Below are 21,419 nucleotides of genomic sequence, written 5' to 3' on the forward strand. Positions count from 1 at the left end.
GTTGAAAGCGATCTGGAAGGTCGGGGACAGGATCGCGCCCGCAAGAGCAGCTTGCTCATTCGAGACGGAACCATTCTGGTCAAACATGGCGAACTGGTCAGAGTTGAAGGTGACCTGTGCCTGTGTGCCCGGGAAACGGTAGCAGAGGAAGTCCACGTTCGGCGTCTTGCCAGCGTTGAGGAATTCGCCCTTCGCCCAATCGCCCATCAGCTGGAAAGCGGCTTCGTCGTTGATCACCATGGCTGTTGCCAAATTCCAGTCACGGCCGGAGAAGTTGTCGTCCACAAAGCTGCGAAGTGTTGCCATGCGGTCAAAAGCTTCCTTCATGGTATCAGAGCCGAGGGCTTCTTCGTCCAGATCAACAAAAGCTTTTTGATAGAACTCAGGGCCACCGGTGGACATGGCAACAGCATCAAAGATGGTTGCGTCCTGCCAAGCCTGACCGCCATGTGCGAGCGCCACATAGCCAGCGTCTTTTACCTTTTGAAGCGCAGCAACAAACTCATCCCAGTTTTGAGGCTGAGCGATTCCGAGTTCGTCCATGATTTTTTTGTTCGCCCACACCCAGTTGGTGGAGTGAACGTTTACTGGTGCAGACACCCACTTGCCGTCGTTCTTGGCGAACTTCTGCAGAGCCGCTGGAACAACTTCGCCCCAGTTCTTGTCGGATGCGATGTCGTTGAGATTGGCGAGCGCGCCTTCCTTGGCCCAATCGGTGATGTCAAAGCCGAGCATCTGAACAGCGGTCGGGGCATTGCCTGAGGTCACGCGAGCACGCAGAACAGTCATGGCTTGTGTGCCGCCGCCACCTGCAACCGGCATGTCTTGCCAGCCGATGCCTTGGCCGGACAGGTCGTCCTTGAGAACGTTCAGGGCAGCTGCTTCGCCGCCGGATGTCCACCAGTGCAGAACTTCCACGTCACCTGCCTGTGCAAGGCCGGTGCTCAGAGCAAGGGCAGCGACGCCCAGCTTGAATGACTTCATCATAGTTCCATTCCTCCCAGAATGAGCTTGGTTCGATTTCCAAGTGTTCGACGCCTTAAGCTGTCGAAGGTCATGAAGCGTAATAAACACGCTTATTGTAACGTTGCAAATATCCTCTTTGTCAATTCAAAAAACACTCAGATTTCATAATTTTTCGCTGCGTTTTCATCGATTTTGTGCGAAATAGCGGAAAAATAAGGTGTTTTGAATTTTTGTTGCAACGTTTTAAATTTCGCTGCTAGACTGCCTCCCGAGCAAGAGTGAGGGGCAAGGTGCATGACAGAGAGCAGACCGCCGGATGGCATGCCTGACAAACGTGCAACTTTGCGAACCGTGGCGGAGCGAGCCGGGTTCGCAATCACGACCGTGTCTCGTGCGCTTGCCAATGATCCTCGTATCGCGAAAACGACCAGAGAAAAGGTTGCTGCGGTTGCTGATGAACTGGGGTATGTGCCCAACCGGGCCGCGCAGCGGCTGAGAACAGGGCGCACCAAGGTGATCAGCCTGATCCTGAACACCAATCACGAGTTCGTCAGCTTTTCCTCTGAACTTTTGCGCGGCATGACGGAAGGATTGTATGGCACCGGTTATGCCATGAACATCACGCCTAGCGGCATGGGCGAAGACCCTTTGGATGTGATCCGAAACATTCGGCGGAACGGGTTGGCCGATGCGGTCGTTTTTACCCGTACCGAGTGTTTTGATGACCGGGTGCGCTATCTTCTGGAGCACAACTTTCCTTTTGCCACGCATGGGCGCACAGACTTCACCACGCCGCACCCCTTTGTAGATTTCGATAACGAGGCCTTTGCGCGGATGGCTGTTGATCGCTTGGTTGCAAGAGGGCGCAAGCATATCTGCATGGTCATGCCGCGGGAAAAATACACGTTTGGCCAACATCTTAGAGTTGGGGCGCGGCGTGCGATTGCAGAGCATGGTGTTGAGTTCACCGTGCCGGACGGCGTGAACTTTGATTCCCCACCCGATGCGATTTCCGGCGCGCTGCGGGAGTTGCACGCCTCCAGCAATCCGCCCGACGGGTATGTCTGCGTTGGGGAAATCATGGCTCTGATTACGCTGGCCGCCCTTCAGGACATGGGGCTGACGCCGGGCGTTGAGGCGGACATTGTGGCGAAGCATGCTTCGCCGATTTCCAATCACTTCCGGCCTCGAATTGAAACAATTCGAGAAGACATCTACGCAACCGGGCTCCAAATGGCGCGAGTGCTGTTGCAGCGGATGCAGGGCGGCACAATGGACGACATGCAGGTGCTGCTCGCACCTGAAAGAGAGTTCGCCCTGTCCGTTCCCGCTCAACATTAGCCGACCCAAGCTCCTCGCGTTGCGCCAATGCGCATGGTGACAGTCTTGGTTTCCAGAAACTCTTCCAGGCCATAGCGACCGAGTTCTCGGCCCTGTCCGCTTTCTTTCATGCCGCCAAACGGCATTTCGGGAAAACCATCCATCCAGGTATTGGTCCAGACAGTTCCGGCGCGGGCGCGGCGGGCAAACTCCAGACAGGTGTGAACGTTTTCGCTCCATATGCCGGCGGACAGTCCGTAGTCGGCGTCATTGACGATGGATATCGCTTCCTCAAGTGTCTTGAAGGTGAGAACGGAGAGAACCGGTCCAAAAACTTCTTCACGAGCGATTGGCATGTTCGGAGCGACATCGGCGACAATCGTTGGACTGTAAAACTGGCCGTTTAGCCCATCTATTTCCAGCGCCTGGCCACCCAGACGGATCGAGGCTCCCGACTGTGCAGCATCTTGTACATAGGCATGGATCTTGTCTTGGTGTTCTGCCGAGATGATCGCACCTACTTTTGTGTCGAGATCCATTGGGTCGCCAAAGGGAACCCTTCTGGACAGTTCTGTTGTTCGGGCGATGAAGTCTTCAGCAACCTCTTCATGTACCAGTATGCGGGAGCTGGAATTGCAGCATTCGCCAGCGTTGAAATAGACTCCTAAGGCAACCGCATCGGCTGCACTGTCGAGATCGGCATCCGGCATGATGACCTGAGGGTTCTTCCCGCCCAATTCCAGAGACACCTTTTTCAATGTGCCTGACGTGGCTGCCACGATGGACTTGCCGACACGGGTCGAGCCGGTAAATGTGACCATGTCCACCCGAGGGTCTGTCGACATGGCTGTGCCGACTGGATCCCCAAACCCGAGGACAATGTTCACAACACCTGCCGGACATCCCGCTTCCATCAGCAACTCGCCGAGAATGACTGTGGTGGATGGTGTCATTTCCGAAGGTTTGATGACGCAGGTGCAGCCGGTGGCCAGTGCAAAGGGCAGCTTTTGCGACACAATCAGAAACGGGAAGTTCCATGGTGTGATGATGGAGACAACGCCAATCGGTTCTTTCAGAACGACGCCAAGCATGTCCTTCCCGAGCGTGTTGTGACTTTCGCCATACATGGTGCGGGCAAGCGAAGCGGCATAGCGCCAGAGGTCTGAAGCCCCTTCAATCTCAGCTCTTGCCTGACTGATCGGCTTGCCAGATTCCAGCACTTCCAAAAGGGCAATCCGTTCGCGTTCTCGATCTATCAGATCTGCAACCTTCAGCAACAAGGTCGCGCGGTCCTTGCCCGATGACATGGACCAGTTCCCGTCATCAAACGCCGCCCGCGCTGAAGCGACCGCCGCATCAACATCTTCTGCCGTGCCGCGGCAGGCTTTTGATACGATTATGCCGTGAGAGGGGGACCGCCTTTCAAAAACGGCACCATCGGAGCTGTTGGCCCAGTTGCCGTTTATGAGGTGCCGCGCCTTGAACGGAACGTCTGGCAGGGATGCGTTGCTGTTTTGAACAACAGTTATGTTTGTCATGTCATTTCCCGGGAAAGGTCGGTGTGCGCTTGTCGCGAAACGCGGTTACGCCTTCGCTTCGATCAGCTGACTGTGAAATCATGCCGGAGCCGAGCGTTTCGATCATGGCGTTGCGGTCTTCGGCGACAGCGGCGTGGATCATATATTTGGCCACTTCGATGGCCCGTGGTGATTTTGCAGACAGGCTGTCTGCGATCTGAAGAGCTGTGTCGCGTGGTGTTTCAGAGATCTCGCATGCAAAGCCGCACGCGAGTGCCCTGTCTGCCGAAATCCGGCGGCCAAACAGCGCCATTTCCTTCACCATTGGCTCCCCGAGCAGGCGAATAAGGCGCTGGGTGCCAGACCAGCCGGGAACAATGCCGACCGAAGCCTCTGGCAATGCAAGTGTTGCCCGAGGTGTCATAACGCGCAGGTCTGCGGCTGCAGCAAATTCCAGCCCGCCGCCAAAGGTATGGGCATGAAGGGCGCAGATCGTCGGTTTGGAAAGACGTGCCAAACGATCGAAAATGCGGTGGCCGGTTCGAACCCACTGGCGTGCGAATTGCCACGGGTCTAGATCACCCCATTCCAAAATGTCCGCGCCAGTACAAAACGCCTTTGCTTTTGCTGCTGAAATGACGACCGCCTGGATAACGTTATCGCGATCCAGCTCATCGCAATGGGCGTCCAGCTGCTGTAGCATCTCAACAGTGAAGGCATTCAGCTTTGCCGGGTTGTCCAACTTAAGCTCGGCAATTGCTCCATGGCGGATGAGGTGAACAGCGCTCATAGGATTAGCTCCATTGGGCCTTCTCGAAGCAGGGCCTTTGGCATCTGCACTAGATTATCTGCCAGATTCACCCGGCCCTGTGAGGCGTCTACAATGTCTTTTTGCGGGTCGATGCCCGGCATGACTTCCGTTGCAACAATGCCCCTGTCGGTCAATCTGATCACGCAGCGCTCAGTGATATAAAGCACGTCTTGTCCGGTTTCCCGAGCGCGCTTGCCGGAGAAAGTGACGTGCTCTACCTCATCCACCATTTTTGTGAACTTGCCGGGTTTTTTGACCGTCAATCCGTCATCTGAAATCTCAAGCTCGGCCCCTGCTTCAAAAAGTCCGGAGAAGACGATTTTCCTTGCATGGGCGGTGATGTCGACGAAGCCGCCGCAGCCAGCTGTCAGATAAGGTTTTTTGCCAAGTTTTGAGACGTTGACGTTGCCCTCAAGGTCGATCTCCAGGAAGGAGAGGAACGACATGTCGAAGCCGCCGCCCTGGAAATACGTGAACTGTTGAGGTGAGGGCATAAAGGCGTCTGCGTTCGAGGCACAGCCAAAGGCAAAGCCCATCAGGGGCATGCCGCCGGTTGCGCCCTGTTCAATGGCCCAAGTAACGGATTTTTCTTCTCCAGCCTCCAGCAAAATACGCGGTACGATCGCGGAAATGCCAAAGCCGAGATTGGCCGTTTGCCCTTTTTTCAGCTCCATCGCAGCCCGTCCGGCTACGATTTTTTCAATGCCTTGTTCGGCCAGACTAAAGCTGTCCCATGGCCGCATGATTTCGCCGGAAATTGCGGGGTCGTAATCTGTTTCTGTTGTTTGTCGCTGATCGGGGTCAACGACAATCAGGTCAACCAGATGGCCGGGAACTCGAACGTCATGCGGTCGCAGTGAGCCATTGGCCGTCACACGCTTCACTTGAGCGATGACCAGCCCGCCGTGGTTGCGTACTGCAATGGCTTGCTCCAGACCACCCAGATAGGCACCTTCGTGCTCATATGTCAGATTGCCGGATTCATCTGCCGTTGTTGCCCGCAAAATCGCAACATTGGGGACGATGTTGGGAAAGTGGAGCCAGCTTTCCCCGGCCAAATCAATACGAGAAACAAGTGGCTCCCGCTCGGCTGCCTCGTTCATGGCGCAGCCTTCACGGATAGGATCGACGAAGGTGCCGAGACCAACCTTGGTCAGGACGCCGGGACGACGGGCGGCAACATCGCGGTGCATGTCAAACAAAATGCCCGATGGCACATTGTAGGCCGCAACGCGGTTCTCAACCAGCATCTTCCAGATATCTGGCATCGGCAGCGAAGAGGGGCCGGAGGGGTAGGAACCAGCGATGATTTTGGACAACAACCCATCTTTGGCAATGTGGTCGATGCCTTTGATGCCATACATGTCCCCAGCGGCAATCGGGTGCAGCGTTGTCAGGTTTCTCGGATGACCTTCTGCCTCAAAGCGGGTGCCAATGGCAGCCAGCATTTTATCCGGGCAGCCGAGACCTGAAGACGAGGAAACCGTAACGATGTCACCGTCGGAGATGCGCTTTGCTGCTTCGTCAAAGGAGACACGTTTCGACGCCATATTCTCAGTAACCTTCGTAATTGACCTGAACTTCTCGGCCGGAATGGGCAGCGTCACGCACAGCCAATGCGACGGCGAGCGACTTGATACCGTCAATCCCGTCCGCAGAGGGGCGTCCAGCGCCTTGAACTGCCTTGTTGAACAAGCCGAGCGAGCGTTCGTACAAATTGTGGGTGCTGTAGGAGAGTTCTTCAGAACCGCGGGCTGTTTCCAGTCGAATGCTGCCGACAGGCTCTTGCGTCATCACGTTCCGTGCGAAGATGGAGCCTTTCGCGCCGTGGAATTCAATGCCGGTGCCCGCGAACCCATGGGTGAAGCTTTCATGGCTTTGAACCATGGCGCCAGAGGGCATTGACCAGACGGACATGACACTGTCTTCCACGCCTTCACCCAAGCCCGAAACGCCCGCCTTAGCGACAACAGAGACCGGGTCTTCGTCCAGATGGAAGCGGATGGTGTCGGCATCATGTACGGTAATGTCCGGGATCACGCCGCCGCCGGCTGATGCGTCATTGATCCGCCAACCTTGAAGGTGTTCCGGCAAGTGCACGGCATGGAAAACGCGGGCGCTCAGCACATCTCCGATGCGGCCTGTGGCAATCAGTTCTCGGATGGCAAGGTGTGACCCTGCGTTGCGCAGGTGATGGTTTGTTGCAAAGGTTACCCCTTTGGCCTTGGCTGCTTCGACCATATCAGCGGCATCTGACAGGGACATAGCCAAGGGCTTTTCGCATAGCACATGTTTCCCAGCCGCAATTGATGCCAAGGCCTGATCGCGATGCTTTTCATTTGTGGTGGAAATGTAAACAGTGTCGATCTCTGCTTCACTCAGCATCGTGGAGAGGTCGGTATAGCTATTCGGGATTGCGTGGGTGCGAGCGTAGTCAGCACCTCGCTCGGCATCAGAACTCAGAACGCTTGTTATTGATGCGGCAGGATCTGCTCGAATTGCGTTGATCATGTAACTTGCCGCAATTCTGCTTGCGCCGATCAATCCCCACTGCATCGAGGTCTCCCTAAGAATTTTTTGGATCGTTCCAATTTTTGTTGTTGGGACAATACTGGAACGTTCCATACATTTCAAGCCTCGCGTTAGGGCATTGCGTCCTGGAGAATGATCGTCAATAACCTTAGGTAAGAATTTCGGTGCTGATCCTGACAGTTATCGGTCGAAAGTCGGTTCGTTTTAAAACTTCAACCCTTGGGAGATTTTATATTGAAAACCATCAAGGGACCTGCCTTGTTTCTGGCCCAGTTTGCTGGTGATGAGGCGCCTTTCAACTCATGGCATGACATTACCAAGTGGGCGTCTGATTGTGGCTATGTTGGCGTTCAGGTGCCGAGTTGGGATGGCCGTTTGTTTGATCTTGAAAAAGCAGCAACGTCTCAAGGGTATTGTGACGAGTTCATCGGTATCGCAACTGCCAACGGTATTCAGGTGACCGAGCTCTCTACCCATCTTCAAGGTCAACTGGTTGCGGTTCATCCTGCCTATGATGAGGCATTTGATGCTTTCGCGGCCGCAGAAGTGCGGGGCAACCCAAAAGCCCGGCAGGAATGGGCCGTTCAGCAAGTGAAGCTGGCGCTGACCGCAAGTCGAAATCTTGGATTGACCGCGCAGGCTGCCTTTTCCGGCGCTTTGGCCTGGCCGTTTCTGTATCCTTGGCCGCAACGGCCTGCCGGATTGGTGGAGACAGCTTTCGATGAGTTGGCGACGCGTTGGCGTCCGATCCTAGATCATGCGGATGATATGGGCGTTGATATTTGCTTTTAGATCCATCCCGGCGAAGATTTGCATGACGGGGTGACCTTCGAGATGTTCCTTGAGCGTGTTGATAATCATGCACGGTGCAAGATGCTTTACGATCCATCTCACTACGTCCTTCAGTGTCTCGATTATCTCGATAATATCGACATCTATAAGGACCGGATCGGAATGTTTCACGTCAAGGATGCGGAGTTCAATCCGACCGGGCGGCAGGGTGTTTATGGTGGTTTTCAGTCCTGGACTGACAGGGCAGGGCGGTTTCGCTCGCTCGGCGACGGTCAGGTGGATTTCAGAGCGGTTTTTTCAAAGCTCACAGCCAACGACTTTGATGGTTGGGCGGTCGTTGAATGGGAGTGCTGCCTCAAACACGCGGAAGATGGTGCACGTGAAGGATCGGCCTTTGTGCGCGAGCACATAATCCGGGTAACGGACAAGGCATTTGATGATTTTGCAGGCGGTGAAAGCGACCTTGAAGCGAACCGCAGAATGCTTGGAATTTCGGAGACGGAAGTATGAGTGATGAGAGCAACATGAACCGGACTATTCGACTGGGAATGGTGGGCGGCGGCAAGGATGCCTTTATCGGAGCTGTTCACCGGTTTGCGTCCCGCTTGGACGGTCGGTATCAACTTGTCGCTGGAGCGTTGTCGTCAACGCCAGAAAAAGCGCAAGAGTCGGGCCATACACTCGGGCTGGAGGAAGATCGCATTTATTGTTCCTTTGCAGATATGGCAAAACGTGAAGCGCGGCTCAAAAACGGCATTGAAGCAGTTGCAATCGTGACGCCAAACCACGTGCATTATGCGGCGACAAAAGAATTTTTGAGCCGAGGTATTCACGTCATCTGTGATAAGCCTTTGACTTCAACCATGGCGGATGCGCGCAAGCTGGAAAAGCTGGTTGAAAAATCCGATGCACTCTTTTTCCTGACCCATAACTACACCGGCTACCCGATGGTGCGGCAGGCGCGGGAAATGGTAAGGGCTCGCGAACTTGGCGCCATCCGGGTTGTGCAGGTGGAGTATCCGCAGGATTGGTTGACCGTCGAACAAGACAATAAACAGGCGGCGTGGCGAACTGATCCGACCCGCTCTGGCATTGGTGGCTCAACAGGCGACATCGGTACCCATGCCCATAATCTGGCGTGTTTTATCTCCGGCCTGAAGGTGGAGAGCCTCGCAGCTGATCTGCAGTCTTTCGTGTCTGGCCGAGCGCTTGATGACAATGGCCATGTCCTTTTGCGTTTTGAGGGTGGTGCGCGCGGAATGCTTTGGTGTTCCCAGGTTGCGCCGGGCAATGAAAACAATCTGAAAATCCGCATCTACGGCGAAAAAGGTGGTCTGGAGTGGCATCAGGAACATCCGAACCAGCTGCACCATACGACTTACGGGGAGCCGAAACGGATCTTGAGCCGCGGCGGCGCGGGGCAGCATGACAGCGTTGCCAGCGCCACGCGTACCCCTCCGGGGCATCCGGAAGGGTATCTGGAAGGCTTCGGAAACCTCTATTCTGATGCGGCTGACGCCATTCGCTTGTATCAGGCAGGTAAGACGCCCGACACGCTTGTCCCCGGAATTGCGGCGGGCATGGACGGCATGAAATTCGTTGATGCCTGTGTTCGCTCATCAGCCAAAAATGCTGGTTGGGTCAAGCTTACCTCATAACGACGGGCTATCTTGTGTCTAGCCGCCTTGTCCATGGCCGGAGCCGCGTTATGTCTCTGGCCATGGAAAAGTTTGCATTTTTGAAAGACGGCCTTGCCGTTGTTATCGGATCAACAGGCGGTATCGGTGCGGCTGTTAAATCACTCTTGCATGAAGTTGTGGGTGAGGAAAGTGTGATCGGCCTTGGCCGCAGTACCTCTCCCTTTCTCGATCTTTTGGATGAAAACAGTATTGCCGATGATGCCCGCATGTTGAGTGCGCAGCACCGTGATATTCGTCTGATTTTTGATGCTACAGGCGCTTTGACGTTTGATGACCATCGGCCTGAGAAGACTTGGAAAACCTTGACCCCAGACGACATGGTGAAGGCCTTTCAGATCAATGCGATTGGTCCCGCGCTTTTGATGAAACACTTCCTGCCTTTGTTGCCGCGAGAGGGAAAATCCGTTTTTGCAACCCTGTCGGCTCGGGTTGGGTCCATCTCCGACAATCAGCTTGGCGGTTGGTATTCATATCGCGCCTCCAAAGCTGCGCTCAATCAAATGGTGCGCTGTTCTTCGATTGAGTTGAAACGCTCCCGAAAGGAGGCCGTTTGCGTGGCCTTACATCCGGGGACCGTGGATACGGGTTTATCAGGTGGCTTTGCCAAATCCGGATTAGAGGTTCAAACGCCGGGTCAGTCCGCTCAAAGACTGCTTGGTGTGATCTCAAGTCTTGGAAGTGAGGACACTGGAAGCTTCTTTGATCATCTGGGCAAACCCATCCCGTGGTAGGGTGGTGAAAAAGGCAGGCTACTTGATTTGATCCAGTCGGCCCATATCAAAAGCATGAACATCCTCTAGAAGCTCGATGAACCCCTTGGCTGCGTGTTCCAGTGATTGCCGCCCCTTATCTGCAGAGGCGTTGGCAGCATTGCCCAATGCCCCTTCCGGGTTGAGGTCTTTTGCCATCCAGCCGAATTGTGCTTTCCCGTGACCTCTCAGATGTTTGAAATCGCGAAGGAAGTCCTGTTGCGCTGACGGAAAGTCCCTGAGCTGGTCAGTGCGCACCAAATCTGGGTGTAAGTGCATCATGATGGATGTCTCTATGTCACCGCCATGAATTCCATAGGAGAATTCTTCCTCTGGATAGAGACCGTCTGGTTGCCCGAAGCGAAGCCAATTGGTGGCAGTCACCAGCATCCCGCAGTTGATCCGTAGTTCCAGTGCCACCGTGTCCATGACCGGCACGTTCCCGCCATGTGCATTGATAATGACAAGCTTTCTAAGGCCTGCGCGTGCGACGCATTCACCGATTTCAATCCAGTTGCGGGTGAGCGTCTCCCATGACAGCGTTAAGGTGCCGGGAGACGTGATGTGCTCGTTGGACTTGCCGATGGCTTGCAGCGGTAGAAACGTGACGGGCAGGTGGTCCGGGAGAATCTCCAACACCTTTTTTATCTGACCTTCGGCAATAGCTGTGTCAGTGGAGACCGGTAGATGCGGTCCATGTTGCTCGATAGCGGCAACCGGCAAAACGGCGATCCACTCGCTGACAGTGTCTGCTTCAAAGTCACAGGTGGTCATTTCGTGCCAATGGCGCTTGGGCAACATACGGTGTGTCCTGATCATTAATGCCTTGCAGAAAAGCCTATCCTTTCAGGGCTTTCTCGTCAGCATTTTTTCCGGGCCTTGCCGTCTAACGTGTTGAAATTCCTGATCACGCGTTTCTGATTAAGCGAGTGGCTGCCGTTAACGACTTCGCTGATGATTGAAGGTAAAATGTAACCATGATCAGTGCGTTGCTGTCCAATACGCCGGTCAGCACCTTTAGAGGAAGCACAAACGCTGGCGACCGGCGCTTTGACCCCGATGAACAACAGCTTCAACGGGGACAGGAAAACGCTCGCCAATCCGAGGCTAATCCCCGTAGCCAAACGGGCCAGCGTGGCAATGTTGCTCCACTTAGCGCAGAAGCTGTTGTTGCACTTCAATCGGCGGAAAAGACCAATTCTCTCTCCTCCGGTCAATCAGCTGGCAAAGCCCAATCTGGCGGGTCGGAAGGCGATGATGACGGAGACGGCCTGTCAGAAGCGGAAGAAAAGCAGGTCGACAAGCTAAGAGCGCGAGACCGTGAAGTTCGGGCCCATGAGCAGGCCCACGCCCGGGTTGGTGGGGCCTACGCAAGTGCTCCTTCTTATACCTTCCAACAGGGGCCGGACGGCAAACGTTACGCTGTTGGCGGTGAGGTCCAGATTGATACCGCCAAAGAGCGGACACCCGGAAGAACCATTCGAAAGATGCAGGTGGTCATTCGGGCTGCATTGGCACCAGCAGAACCCTCGTCGCAGGATTTGAAAGTCGCCCAACAAGCGCGAGCATCTCTTTCGGAGGCGCAGACACAATTGCGGCAGCAAAAGGCGGAAGAATTACGCGGCGGTGATGAAGCGGAGGCCGGGGAGGTTACATCAGCTGCACCGGATCAGGCTGTGCAATCATCTGATCCGTATGCGGAAGTTGGCGGAGCGGAAAAGTCAGATGAGCAGAATAGTGGCAATGTCGCCCGACCGGATTTTGTGGCTGCCTATAATCGTGTGAACGAACAACAGAACCGCTCTGGTCCTGGCTCTCTGACCGATGTCCGGGTCGCTTGATCGTCTGAGTACAGCATCCGCAGTGAAAACGCATCTCATATTAGATTGGCATCTTGCACGTGCGAGTTAAAGCCGATTAGTGTCAGCGCATAATCCTTCTGCTTCGGGTCAAAAACCCGATTTATTGAGTTCCGACATGAATGTGAAAAATGCCCGCCGTGCTGTCGCGGCGATTTTCTTTTTGCTGGGCACCTTTATGGGAACCTGGGCAACGCGAATTCCTGACTTCAAAGCAATGCTGGGTTTGAACGATGCGGAGTTTGGGCTGGTTCTGTTGGTGTTGGCCAGCGGGGCGTTCGTGTCGTTTCCCTTTGCAGGGCGTTGGGTGGACCAACATGGAACAGCGCCAACGACCAAGGTGCTGACCATTGCAACTGTTTGTGCGTTTATTGCGCTGCATTTTGGAACTGATGTGTGGATCATCAGCCCAATAGCCTTTGCGCTTGGATTTAGTTTTGGTGCGCTGGATGTTGCCATGAATGGCTGGGGGGCGGATGTGGAAAAGGCGCTGGGCCGCCCGGTCATGTCGTCTTATCACGCCGTATTCAGCTTGGGCGCTGCAGTTGGAGCGGGTGTCGGTGCTCTGGCTTTGAAATTCGAGCTGTCCATCGCAGCCCATATTTGGCTCTGGACGGGCGTTATGTCTGTGCCGACGGCCTTGGCCTTGATGGTGGGGTGGACGGAAACTGATCGTGTGAAGCCGGAAAAGCCAGCGCCTTTCCTGGCGGTTCCGCGCGGAGCGCTTCTTCTGGTTGGCGTTATGGCGCTGATTGCAGCTCTGGGAGAAGGAGCGGTGACTGATTGGGCAGCGCTCTATCAGATTCAGGAGCTTGGGTTTACCAGCTCGCGCGCTGCGATTGCGTTCGCCGTCTTTTCTGTTGCCATGGTGTCCATGCGGTTTTTGGCTGATGGACTGGTGGCGCGGTTTGGCCCGGTCAGAATTGCACGCCTCAGTGGTTTGGCCGCCTTTGTCGGAACCCTTTTGTTTGTCTGGGGTGGAAACCCTTGGATATTATGGGTCGGCGCAGCGATCATGGGATTTGGCAATGCTGCTATTTTTCCGCTGGCGATGTCCCGGGCTGCGGCTGACAAGGAAATGTCGCAGGGCACAGCTTTGGCAGCTGTTGCCACACTTGGGTATGGGGCGTTCCTGATGGGGCCGCCCGTGATCGGCTTTATCGGAGAGGCGTTCTCGTTGAGATTTGCCTTTGCCGGAATTGCGGTACTTGCCCTTTCCATCACATTGCTCGCGGGCGCTCTGAGGGTGGAACCGAGTTCCAAGCCCAAAGGCGAGATGGACCTCGCCTGATCGCTTTGCATCAGAAACTTTCGAGAAATTGTCGTGCAGCTGCATCATGTTCGGCCCGCAGCTGCGCCACATCGATGGTGGTTGGGCGGCCATCTTCGACCGTCCATTTGCCGCCAATCATGACGCGGTCCGCGGAATGTGCGCCGCATAAGACAAGGGCAGCCAATGGGTCGCCAGTGCCTGAAAAACGAAGTTCGTCGAGTGTATAGAACGCAAGGTCTGCCATTTTGCCGATTTGAATTGCACCAATATCATCCCGGCCAAGACATTTGGCAGACCCTTCGGTTGCCCATCTGAACGCGTCAAAATGGGTGATGCTTTCTGCATCATAGGTCAAACGATTGATCATCAAGGCATGGCGGACACCCTCCATCAGGTTGGAGTTGTCGTTTGACGCAGATCCATCGACGCCAAGACCGACCGGCGACCCTGCAGCCTCAAGCTCCTTGGTCCGGCATTGGCCCGAAGCCAGAACCATGTTGGAAGTGGGGCAGTGGCAAACGCCGACACAGGCGTGTCCGAGACGTTTAACCTCGTCATCATTGAAATGAATGCCGTGAGCAAGCCAAGTGCGCTCGTTTAGCCAGCCGCATTCTTCCAGATAATCGACTGGGCGACAGCCGAAAGTTTCAATGCAAAAGGCATCTTCATCGAAGGTTTCACCCAAATGAGTATGCAGGCGACAATCGTGCTTCTTGGCGAGGGCCGCTGTTTCCTTCATGAGATTTTGTGTCACTGAAAAAGGTGAACAGGGTGCAAGGGCCACCTGCAAATTCGATCCTCTTGACTTGTCATGATAGCGCGAAATCACCCGCTCGCAGTCAGAGAGGATCGTATCCTCATCCTGCACGACACTGTCGGGCGGCAGGCCACCGTCTTTCTGGGAGAGGTTCATGGACCCACGCGTGATGGTCATCCTGAGACCGACCCTTTCGGCTTCTTCGGCCTGAATGTCCATCGCATCTTCGAGCCCGCCTGGATAAAGATAGTGGTGGTCTGAGGCGGTGGTGCAGCCGGACATCATCAGTTCGGTAAGCGCCAAACGCGTCGCCAGTCGGAACGTGTCAGGCGTCACGGCTTTGGCCCACACCGGGTAGAGCGCTTTCAGCCAAGGGAAGAGCTCCTTGTTGATGGCGTCAGGGTGAGCGCGGGTCAGGGTCTGATAGAAGTGGTGATGCGTGTTGACGAGGCCGGGAATGATGACGTGCCTTGACGCATCAAACGTTTGGTCAACAGGTAACATCGGTTCACGCCCGGAAGGCATCAGTTCCGTGATAATGCCGTCTTCAACCACAATCCCGGCACCGGCATTATCCGCCAAAACGGCAATCGGGGTCTTGATCCAAAGGCGCATTTTATAAACATCCCTGCTGGGTGAATTGGCGAAAATTAGGCCACTTGCCGAATTTGCTTTGAGCGCGGTGCGGCAAACAGGTGCCTTACCACCAAGCTCATGGTAGACCGGCGTTGTACAGCCCGCTACTTCGGTTTTTAAAGAAGCTGTGCCATGGAAAATTTGGAGCGTTTCATGTCGGCATCTACCTCATCGGCCAAGATCCAAGACCCAAACGAGGTTCCGGTAATTATCTCGCTGGATGGTGTGTCGATGCGGTTCGACAACGGAACAACTGCTCTGGATCATGTTCATCTGGAATTGCGAGAAGGAGAGTTCGTTTCTCTGCTCGGTGCATCTGGTTGCGGTAAATCAACGGCTCTTCGACTGATTGCGGGGCTTGAAGAGCCAACAGCTGGTACTGTCAAATGGCAAGTGCCTGAGCCGAGAGAGAAAGGCCATCTCCTTGGCTACGTGTTTCAGGAGCCGACATTGATGCCCTGGGCCAGTGTCTTTTCCAATGTCTGGTTGCCCTTACGCTTGAAGGGCGTTTCCAAAGTGGATGCTGAGGATGACGTTCGCGAGGCGTTGGAACTGGTTGGCCTGAAGGATCATGCGGATAGTAAGCCGAATGAACTGTCTGGCGGCATGAAAATGCGTGTCTCTATTGCGCGCGCGCTTGTGACACGTCCTCATGTCTTGTTGCTGGATGAACCCTTTGCTGCGCTCGACGAGATTACACGGGCCAAGTTGAATGATGATCTGTTGGGTTTGTGGGAACGTTTTGGCTGGACAATTGTGTTTGTGACGCACTCTGTATTCGAGGCAGTTTACCTTTCAAGCCGGGTGGTTGTCATGGCTGCTTCACCCGGGCGCGTTGCAACTGACCTGCCGGTTGAATTGCCCTATCCGAGAAGTGAAAAGCTCAGGTTGTCTCCGGATTATACCCACCGTTGTGGTTTGATTTCCGACGCACTTCGCACCGCCATGAGTGGCAACCAACCATAATTTGGAACAGTCTCGCCAATTGGCTGAGCTCTCCGTGATTTGCACCGTTGTTTTGCCAATGGAAAATGAAACGGGCAGTGTCATTCGACGGTTAAATAGAACAGCTACTCTCTGCCACGAGTTCAGGTTGGGTCGTTCTTGAGTCGAACTTGCCCACATTCGCTAAGGGTGCGTCGATGGCATTTAATCATAACAAGGCAGTTACTTTTCGCCTTGCACAAGCGGCAAAAGCGCTGCGAGCACGGTCGGGTAGTCACTTGATGCTCGTAGGGCTCCATCCGGGGCAGGAGCTGGTTCTGAAAGTGTTGGACGACAATGACGGCCAAACGATGAGCCAGCTGGCCGTGACGCTTGGCGTGCAGCCGCCAACAGTTACGAAAATGGTGACGCGCCTCTCTGTGCACGGGTATGTCCGTCGCCAGATTTCAGAGGATGACGGTCGTTTGGCCCGTGTGTTCCTGACCGATGAAGGTCGTGGGCTGATTGCGCTCGTGGACAAGGCGTGGAAGCGTCTTGAGCGGGAAGCCATGGCTGGTCTTGAAGACAAGGAACGCAAAAAACTGCGAAAATTGCTTCGGCAAGTCGAAAAGAACCTGTCTCTGTCATCTGCAGCTCAATTAGATGCTGATAGCGACGTTGACATTGAAGACGACGACAAAACCAGCGAGACGGCGGACAGGGAGATGGAAACCGCTTGAGATCCTCGTTCGGAAACGGGACGCGAAGTCCTGTATTGATCGAATGAATTGGTTAAAGCAAAAAGGGATATCCCCCTTCAAGTTTCAGAAGGGCGATTTTTGTCTCCGTTCCTCCGTGCCCGGAATAACCGCCAAGTCCGGTTGAGGAGAGGACACGGTGGCAAGGAATAATGATTGGGATTGGATTTGAACCACAGGCCTGACCAACCGGCTGGCCATAAGTGTTCAACGCCCTCGCAATATCACCATAGGTGCGCGTTGCTCCGAAAGGAATGTCGCTCATTGCCTGGAACACAGATTGATGAAATGCGCTGCCTTTTGGGTTTAGCGGTAGATCGAACTCAGTTAGCTGACCAGCGAAATAGGCTTTGACCTGATCGCGGGCTTCCAGAAGAAGTGGCGTCTCGGTAGGTTGGGTGACCGGTTTCCAAGAGACGCCGGTAATGGCTCCTTCGACCTCTGTGAGCGAAACAATGCCGACGGGTGTATCTAGGCTCAAGGAAGCGGGCATTTGTAAACGGTCCTGATTGCTCTCTCTCTACGGCTTTGTGCAGACTGGAAAGTGGTAAAGTCAATTGCCTTGCTTCACACTCGTGGTGGCCGCGTTGACTAGGCCAAGAAGTTCACTGATAAGCTCTCAAGACATTGCAGGGATTCGGGGGCTTGGATGAAAACTGACACAATGCGGACCTTGGTGGTGACGATAGTCATGTGTGGTGTCCTTGCTGCGTGTTCCAGCGTTGGTGGCTTTGGACAAGCAGGTTCTTCAAAACCCTCCGCCGGTTCCATCGAGGCGTTTTCAGAAAACATCGGTCGGAGCATTCTGTTTCTGGAAGGTTCTGCAGCTCTTGATGAAAACTCGCAAGCCCTTCTGGTCAATCAGGCAACGTGGCTGAAAACCTATCCGAACTGGCTCGTCAAAATTCAGGGACATGCAGACGATCCCGGAACTGAAGCTGCGAACAAGACACTTTCGACACAAAGGGCAGAAGTTGTTCAGGCTGCTTTGATTGCGCAGGGTGTTGACGCAAAGCGCTTATGGGTTAAAGGCTATGGGATCGAAAGGCCAGTGACTGATTGTGATCCTGAAGCTTGCCAAAGGCTCAATCGCCGCGTTGTCTTGAATTTGAGAGAAACCTTTGATGATGCAGCGCCTCAATCGTCTGGCAAAAGGTAACAGAAATCAGCCGATCAGTGACAAAGATGACTGATTCTCCTCCATTGCGGATCGAACAATACGTATGAACGACGATCACGATACTGGTGCAAAGTCGATTGATGGTGCCGGAAAGCTGGACGGAAAGCCGGGTAAACGTCTGACTTTAAGTCACATTGCAGACCAACTTGGCATTTCGACGGCCACCGTGTCGCTGGCGTTACGGGATAGTCCCTTGGTGGCCGAGGAAACCCGGGCCAAGGTCAAACGTACAGCTGAAGAGATCGGTTACATCTACAATCGGTCGGCAGCTTCCTTGCGCACCGCCCGTTCCCAGATTGTTGGCGTTGCTGTTCACGATATACAAAATCCCTATTTTGCCGAAGTTTTCTCCGCGCTGGAAAGCGCATTGGAGGAACAGGGGCAGATGATCTTTATCTGCAATCACAAGGACGATGTGAAGCGGCAGCGCGCCTTTATCAGCACGCTTTTACAGCATCGGGCCGATGGCCTGATCCTGTGTCCTTCTGTTGGAACGTCGTCTGAGGAAATCAATCGTCTGGTGGATCAGGGGATACCAGTGACGCTCGTTGCCCGTGAGATAAGTGGTGTTTGGGCGCCGTGTGTTCACGGCGATGATTTTACCGGCACCTATCGCATGACACAGCATGTCATCTCTCAAGGCCACCGCTACATTGGCATGGTTGGTGGGCGACGGGAAAGCTCAACAGGCCGAGACCGTCATGCGGGCTGGAAACAAGCTCTGTTAGATGCGGGACTAAACCCCAAAGAGCAGTTGGACCTGCCTGAGCTTATGACTCAGGCTGATGGAAGGTCAGCGGTTCCTGAAATTCTGAACCACAAGGAGCGGCCGACGGCCATAGTTGGTTTCAATGATCTCGTAGCTCTTGGCATGATGACCACTTTGCGCAGGGTTGGGGTAGAGCCCGGCCCGGATATGGCGATCACCGGATATGACGATGTGGACGGGGCTGCCAGTCGTACGCCAGCATTGACCACGGTTTGCAACCATGCTGACAAGATCGGTCGTTTGGCGGCTTTGACTTTGTTGCGCCAAATTGCCGGGGACCGCGTCCCCCATAAGCCGATTTTGATTGAACCGGAGCTGCGGATCCGGGAAAGTGCTCCACCACCGGGTGAGCGGCTAGGGCCGCGCTTGGTGGATTGAAACGTGCCGATTACACGGTGATCGGTCTTTCAGATTCACCCGAGTGGATTGTCGATTTGTTTCGGCCTGTGTGCTTCGATTGATAAAGAGCAGCATCTGCGCGTTGCAAAATCGAGGTGAATTCGACATCTGTGGCTGAAATTTCTGAAATCCCAATGCTGCATGTTGGTGGTTTTTGCATCGGCGAAACCATGCAGTTTACTTCGATCTCTTCCCGAAGCCGTTCAGCCACCAGCAAGGCGTTCTCAACACCAGTGTTGTGCAGGATAACGCAGAATTCTTCGCCACCAATTCGGCCAAAGATATCAACGGCACGCAGGCTTGGTGCGATGATGTCTGCAAATTTTTTCAAGACGGCGTCGCCAACCGCGTGGCCGAAATTGTCATTGATCTTCTTGAAATGATCAACGTCGATCATCAGGACGGAGAAGGTTGTACCTGTCCTTCTGAAACGCGCGATGTCCCGGGCTGCCAGTTTGAAGAACGCGCGACGATTGAAAATCTTTGTTAGATCATCAGTGCTGGCAATTTGTTCCAAACGAACCTGAGCGGCAATCAAGGCGTCATGGTCTTGCTGGCGGGCAATCTCGTTGCCGATCCAATCAGCGATTTGCCGAATGATTTCGCGGTCGGTTTGAGAAAAGACGCGATCACGCCGTTCTGTTCCAAAGAAAGTAATATTACCGAAGTTTTTCCCATCAACGATAATCGGAGCCCCAACCACCGTTTCGATTGCTGGGACGCCCACCGCATGGGCAAACATTTCGTGATCAGAAGCACTATCGTCGATCGCAATACAGCTACCGGATTTTAGTATGTAACTGCTATAAATGTCCGTTAGTTCGCCGATATGGAGTTTTTCGGTTGTCGCCCCGTTCTCCACGACATGGCAAACGACACATTCACTGTTCTGAGCGTTCCAAATCGTACCAACCGGCAAGCTGAAATGAGAGCAGCCAAGCTCCACGATTTTCCGGACCTTTTCGGCGTGGCCTAGGTCTCGTGATGATGTAATCGAATACAGTTCGGCTAGGGTGCGTTCCTTGTTTTTCCGATCTGTTATATCGATGCCGAAAGTGATGACCCCGATGACGTCGCCGTTTTCATCGCGCTTGGGGATGTACTCCAGAAGAACGTCTCGGCGTACCCCGTCGGGAAAGAGGGTGCTAATTTCTTCCTTGGTACGTTCACCTTCGCGAGCTCTTTTGAACTGGGTGCTGGCAACAATTCGCTCCGGTTCTGGCAAGCGGTCCCGCATCCTGTGCCCGATCAGCTCTTCTCGTGTCGTTGCGATCCAGTTTGCGGCCACATCGTTCACAAAGCAGCAAATACCGTCGAGGTCGGCTTCCACTATTGAACTTGAGAGACTGTTCGCGAGAGTTTCCAGGCTTTCAATTGAACGCTTGTTGGCAGCTTGAGCGTTTTTCAGTTCTGTAATGTCGGTTCGAATGCCGGCGATACCGCCAGAACGGGTCCTTCGCTCTGCAATTTGAAGCCATCGGCCATCAGCCAGGTTTTGTTCAACGATGGACGCGTCGGCCAGCTGGTGTCTTTTGACCCGTTCGGCAAGCCAGTCATCATCTGTCTTACCTTCGGTGTTGTACTGGCCTTTATCGAGGCCAAAGCGAATGATGTCCTCGAAGCTGTTGCCCGGAATGATTGCTGGCGCAGAATGCGCGTAAATTTCTTTGTAGTTGTTATTGCAAACAACCAGCTTGTCGTCCTTATCGTAAAGGGCAAAGCCTTCGTTGATGGATTCAAGCGCATCTTCAAGTGTGTCTGCTGCGTGGCTGACAAGCGCCTCAAGCGCAGATTGTTCAGTTACATCTTTCAGAAACAGGAGATGACCAAGTGTTTCGTGATCCTCTCCAATCAATGGCGAGGACGTGACCTCGACCATTATCGCAGTTTCGTTTGATCGTCTTAAAACGTGTTGCGATGAGAGTTGTTTCTCAGTGTGAACACTTGAGAGGCTCTCCATAAGAGTGCTGGCTTGATCTGGATTTAGGAAAAGATCAGCCAATCGCTGCTGGGTTAAAACCTCACGCTTGATCTCGAAGAGTTCAGCCGCTGTTTTGTTAGCGAAAAGAATAGAGCCGTCCGTTGCCAGTGCAACCACCGCACCGGAAAAATCCTCAAACGAGGTCGCTACACATAAAGTCAAGCGATTATCAGCGGACATAAAATCCCATCCCCCACAGTAAATCCTGGCACCAAGCTGTGGTCCAGAATGCGGGTACAAGTCTCAAAACGGTTGCAGTTCTCTGTGTGACAAACTTACGTAGCAAAGGTTATTCAAGTGTGAATTTTGCCCTGCGTAATGCTGCTGATTTCACTTTTATGGATGCATTAAATTTTGTTCAATCTTGATGCGCTTGGCCACAGGTTCAAACTGCATCCGTTATGAAATACGGTAAATTTTAAGAGGTTTAGACCTTGGAAAAACCGTGGTCGTCGTTCATCTTTTCTTTCGCATAAATCGAACCAAAAATCTGGGA

General features: G+C 53.9%; 18 protein-coding genes and 1 pseudogene. 10 read left to right on the top strand and 9 right to left on the bottom strand.

Features of this window, described 5'->3' with window-relative positions; translation table 11 throughout:
• The coding region (locus tag TRICHSKD4_RS13470; protein WP_009467537.1) for an ABC transporter substrate-binding protein at nt 1-987 on the bottom strand (987 nt) is incomplete at its 3' end.
• Nucleotides 988-1,260: 273 nt separating this feature from the next.
• Between TRICHSKD4_RS13470 and TRICHSKD4_RS13475 the strand changes: the two genes are divergently transcribed.
• Nucleotides 1,261-2,307, top strand: a complete 1,047-nt coding sequence (locus tag TRICHSKD4_RS13475) for a LacI family DNA-binding transcriptional regulator (protein WP_009467539.1) — start codon at nt 1,261-1,263, stop codon at nt 2,305-2,307.
• Here TRICHSKD4_RS13475 and TRICHSKD4_RS13480 read toward each other — a convergent pair.
• The 4 genes from TRICHSKD4_RS13480 to TRICHSKD4_RS13495 are packed head-to-tail and all read right to left on the bottom strand — an operon-like array spanning nt 2,304 to nt 7,170.
• Nucleotides 2,304-3,824 carry an aldehyde dehydrogenase family protein gene (locus tag TRICHSKD4_RS13480; protein WP_009467540.1) on the bottom strand — a complete coding sequence of 507 codons (1,521 nt, stop codon included), beginning with the start codon at nt 3,822-3,824 and terminating at the stop codon, nt 2,304-2,306. The two genes, TRICHSKD4_RS13475 and TRICHSKD4_RS13480, sit on opposite strands and share 4 nt — an antisense overlap.
• Nucleotide 3,825: 1 nt before the next feature.
• A complete protein-coding gene (locus TRICHSKD4_RS13485) occupies nt 3,826-4,593 on the bottom strand; it encodes an enoyl-CoA hydratase/isomerase family protein (protein WP_009467541.1) in 768 nt (255 codons plus the stop codon).
• Nucleotides 4,590-6,164 (bottom strand): acyl CoA:acetate/3-ketoacid CoA transferase, encoded by a 1,575-nt coding sequence (locus TRICHSKD4_RS13490; protein WP_009467542.1) that lies wholly within the window; start codon nt 6,162-6,164, stop codon nt 4,590-4,592. The genes TRICHSKD4_RS13485 and TRICHSKD4_RS13490 overlap by 4 nt, the downstream gene beginning before the upstream one ends.
• A 4-nt stretch (nt 6,165-6,168) precedes the next feature.
• Nucleotides 6,169-7,170: a Gfo/Idh/MocA family protein gene (locus TRICHSKD4_RS13495; protein WP_009467543.1), complete on the bottom strand. Its 1,002-nt coding sequence runs from the start codon at nt 7,168-7,170 to the stop codon at nt 6,169-6,171.
• Between the two features lie 210 nt (nt 7,171-7,380).
• On the opposite strand from TRICHSKD4_RS13495, the pseudogene TRICHSKD4_RS13500 reads away from it, so the two are divergent.
• The 3 genes and pseudogenes from TRICHSKD4_RS13500 to TRICHSKD4_RS13510 all read left to right on the top strand — a co-directional run bounded on the left by TRICHSKD4_RS13500 (nt 7,381) and on the right by TRICHSKD4_RS13510 (nt 10,369).
• Nucleotides 7,381-8,448, top strand: a pseudogene (locus TRICHSKD4_RS13500) (sugar phosphate isomerase/epimerase family protein).
• Nucleotides 8,445-9,596 carry a Gfo/Idh/MocA family protein gene (locus TRICHSKD4_RS13505; protein WP_009467546.1) on the top strand — a complete coding sequence of 384 codons (1,152 nt, stop codon included), beginning with the start codon at nt 8,445-8,447 and terminating at the stop codon, nt 9,594-9,596. Before TRICHSKD4_RS13500 ends, TRICHSKD4_RS13505 begins: the two are co-directional and overlap by 4 nt.
• A gap of 50 nt (nt 9,597-9,646) precedes the next feature.
• Complete coding sequence (locus TRICHSKD4_RS13510; protein WP_009467547.1) at nt 9,647-10,369, top strand: SDR family oxidoreductase; 723 nt, start codon at nt 9,647-9,649, stop codon at nt 10,367-10,369.
• A gap of 18 nt (nt 10,370-10,387) precedes the next feature.
• On the opposite strand, the gene TRICHSKD4_RS13515 is transcribed toward TRICHSKD4_RS13510, so the two are convergent.
• Nucleotides 10,388-11,188: a creatininase family protein gene (locus TRICHSKD4_RS13515; protein WP_009467548.1), complete on the bottom strand. Its 801-nt coding sequence runs from the start codon at nt 11,186-11,188 to the stop codon at nt 10,388-10,390.
• Nucleotides 11,189-11,364: 176 nt separating this feature from the next.
• Here TRICHSKD4_RS13515 and TRICHSKD4_RS28175 point away from each other — a divergent pair, with 176 nt between their 5' ends.
• Together TRICHSKD4_RS28175 and TRICHSKD4_RS13525 are read left to right on the top strand one after the other, a co-directional pair.
• Nucleotides 11,365-12,228, top strand: a complete 864-nt coding sequence (locus TRICHSKD4_RS28175) for a putative metalloprotease CJM1_0395 family protein (RefSeq protein WP_009467549.1) — start codon at nt 11,365-11,367, stop codon at nt 12,226-12,228.
• Nucleotides 12,229-12,364: 136 nt separating this feature from the next.
• Complete coding sequence (locus TRICHSKD4_RS13525) at nt 12,365-13,537, top strand: MFS transporter (RefSeq protein WP_009467550.1); 1,173 nt, start codon at nt 12,365-12,367, stop codon at nt 13,535-13,537.
• Between the two features lie 10 nt (nt 13,538-13,547).
• On the opposite strand, the gene TRICHSKD4_RS13530 is transcribed toward TRICHSKD4_RS13525, so the two are convergent.
• The gene (locus TRICHSKD4_RS13530) at nt 13,548-14,891 is read right to left on the bottom strand and encodes an 8-oxoguanine deaminase (RefSeq protein ID WP_009467551.1); all 1,344 of its coding nucleotides are present in this window, start codon (nt 14,889-14,891) and stop codon (nt 13,548-13,550) included.
• Between the two features lie 174 nt (nt 14,892-15,065).
• On the opposite strand from TRICHSKD4_RS13530, the gene TRICHSKD4_RS13535 reads away from it, so the two are divergent.
• Both TRICHSKD4_RS13535 and TRICHSKD4_RS13540 read left to right on the top strand, forming a co-directional pair.
• Nucleotides 15,066-15,878, top strand: a complete 813-nt coding sequence (locus TRICHSKD4_RS13535; protein ID WP_040616911.1) for an ABC transporter ATP-binding protein — start codon at nt 15,066-15,068, stop codon at nt 15,876-15,878.
• A gap of 176 nt (nt 15,879-16,054) precedes the next feature.
• Nucleotides 16,055-16,576: a MarR family winged helix-turn-helix transcriptional regulator gene (locus tag TRICHSKD4_RS13540; protein WP_009467554.1), complete on the top strand. Its 522-nt coding sequence runs from the start codon at nt 16,055-16,057 to the stop codon at nt 16,574-16,576.
• A gap of 52 nt (nt 16,577-16,628) precedes the next feature.
• On the opposite strand, the gene TRICHSKD4_RS13545 is transcribed toward TRICHSKD4_RS13540, so the two are convergent.
• A complete protein-coding gene (locus tag TRICHSKD4_RS13545; protein WP_009467555.1) occupies nt 16,629-17,087 on the bottom strand; it encodes a methylated-DNA--[protein]-cysteine S-methyltransferase in 459 nt (152 codons plus the stop codon).
• Between the two features lie 156 nt (nt 17,088-17,243).
• Between TRICHSKD4_RS13545 and TRICHSKD4_RS13550 the strand changes: the two genes are divergently transcribed.
• Together TRICHSKD4_RS13550 and TRICHSKD4_RS13555 are read left to right on the top strand one after the other, a co-directional pair.
• Entirely contained in the window at nt 17,244-17,753 is a 510-nt protein-coding gene (locus TRICHSKD4_RS13550) for an OmpA family protein (RefSeq protein ID WP_208993094.1), read from the top strand.
• A 64-nt stretch (nt 17,754-17,817) separates the two neighbouring features.
• Entirely contained in the window at nt 17,818-18,921 is a 1,104-nt protein-coding gene (locus tag TRICHSKD4_RS13555; RefSeq protein WP_009467557.1) for a LacI family DNA-binding transcriptional regulator, read from the top strand.
• A 10-nt stretch (nt 18,922-18,931) separates the two neighbouring features.
• On the opposite strand, the gene TRICHSKD4_RS13560 is transcribed toward TRICHSKD4_RS13555, so the two are convergent.
• A complete protein-coding gene (locus TRICHSKD4_RS13560; RefSeq protein ID WP_009467558.1) occupies nt 18,932-21,103 on the bottom strand; it encodes a diguanylate cyclase in 2,172 nt (723 codons plus the stop codon).
• Nucleotides 21,104-21,419: the final 316 nt, after the last annotated feature.

It is taken from the genome of Roseibium sp. TrichSKD4, assembly GCF_000148725.1.
Classification (GTDB): domain Bacteria; phylum Pseudomonadota; class Alphaproteobacteria; order Rhizobiales; family Stappiaceae; genus Roseibium.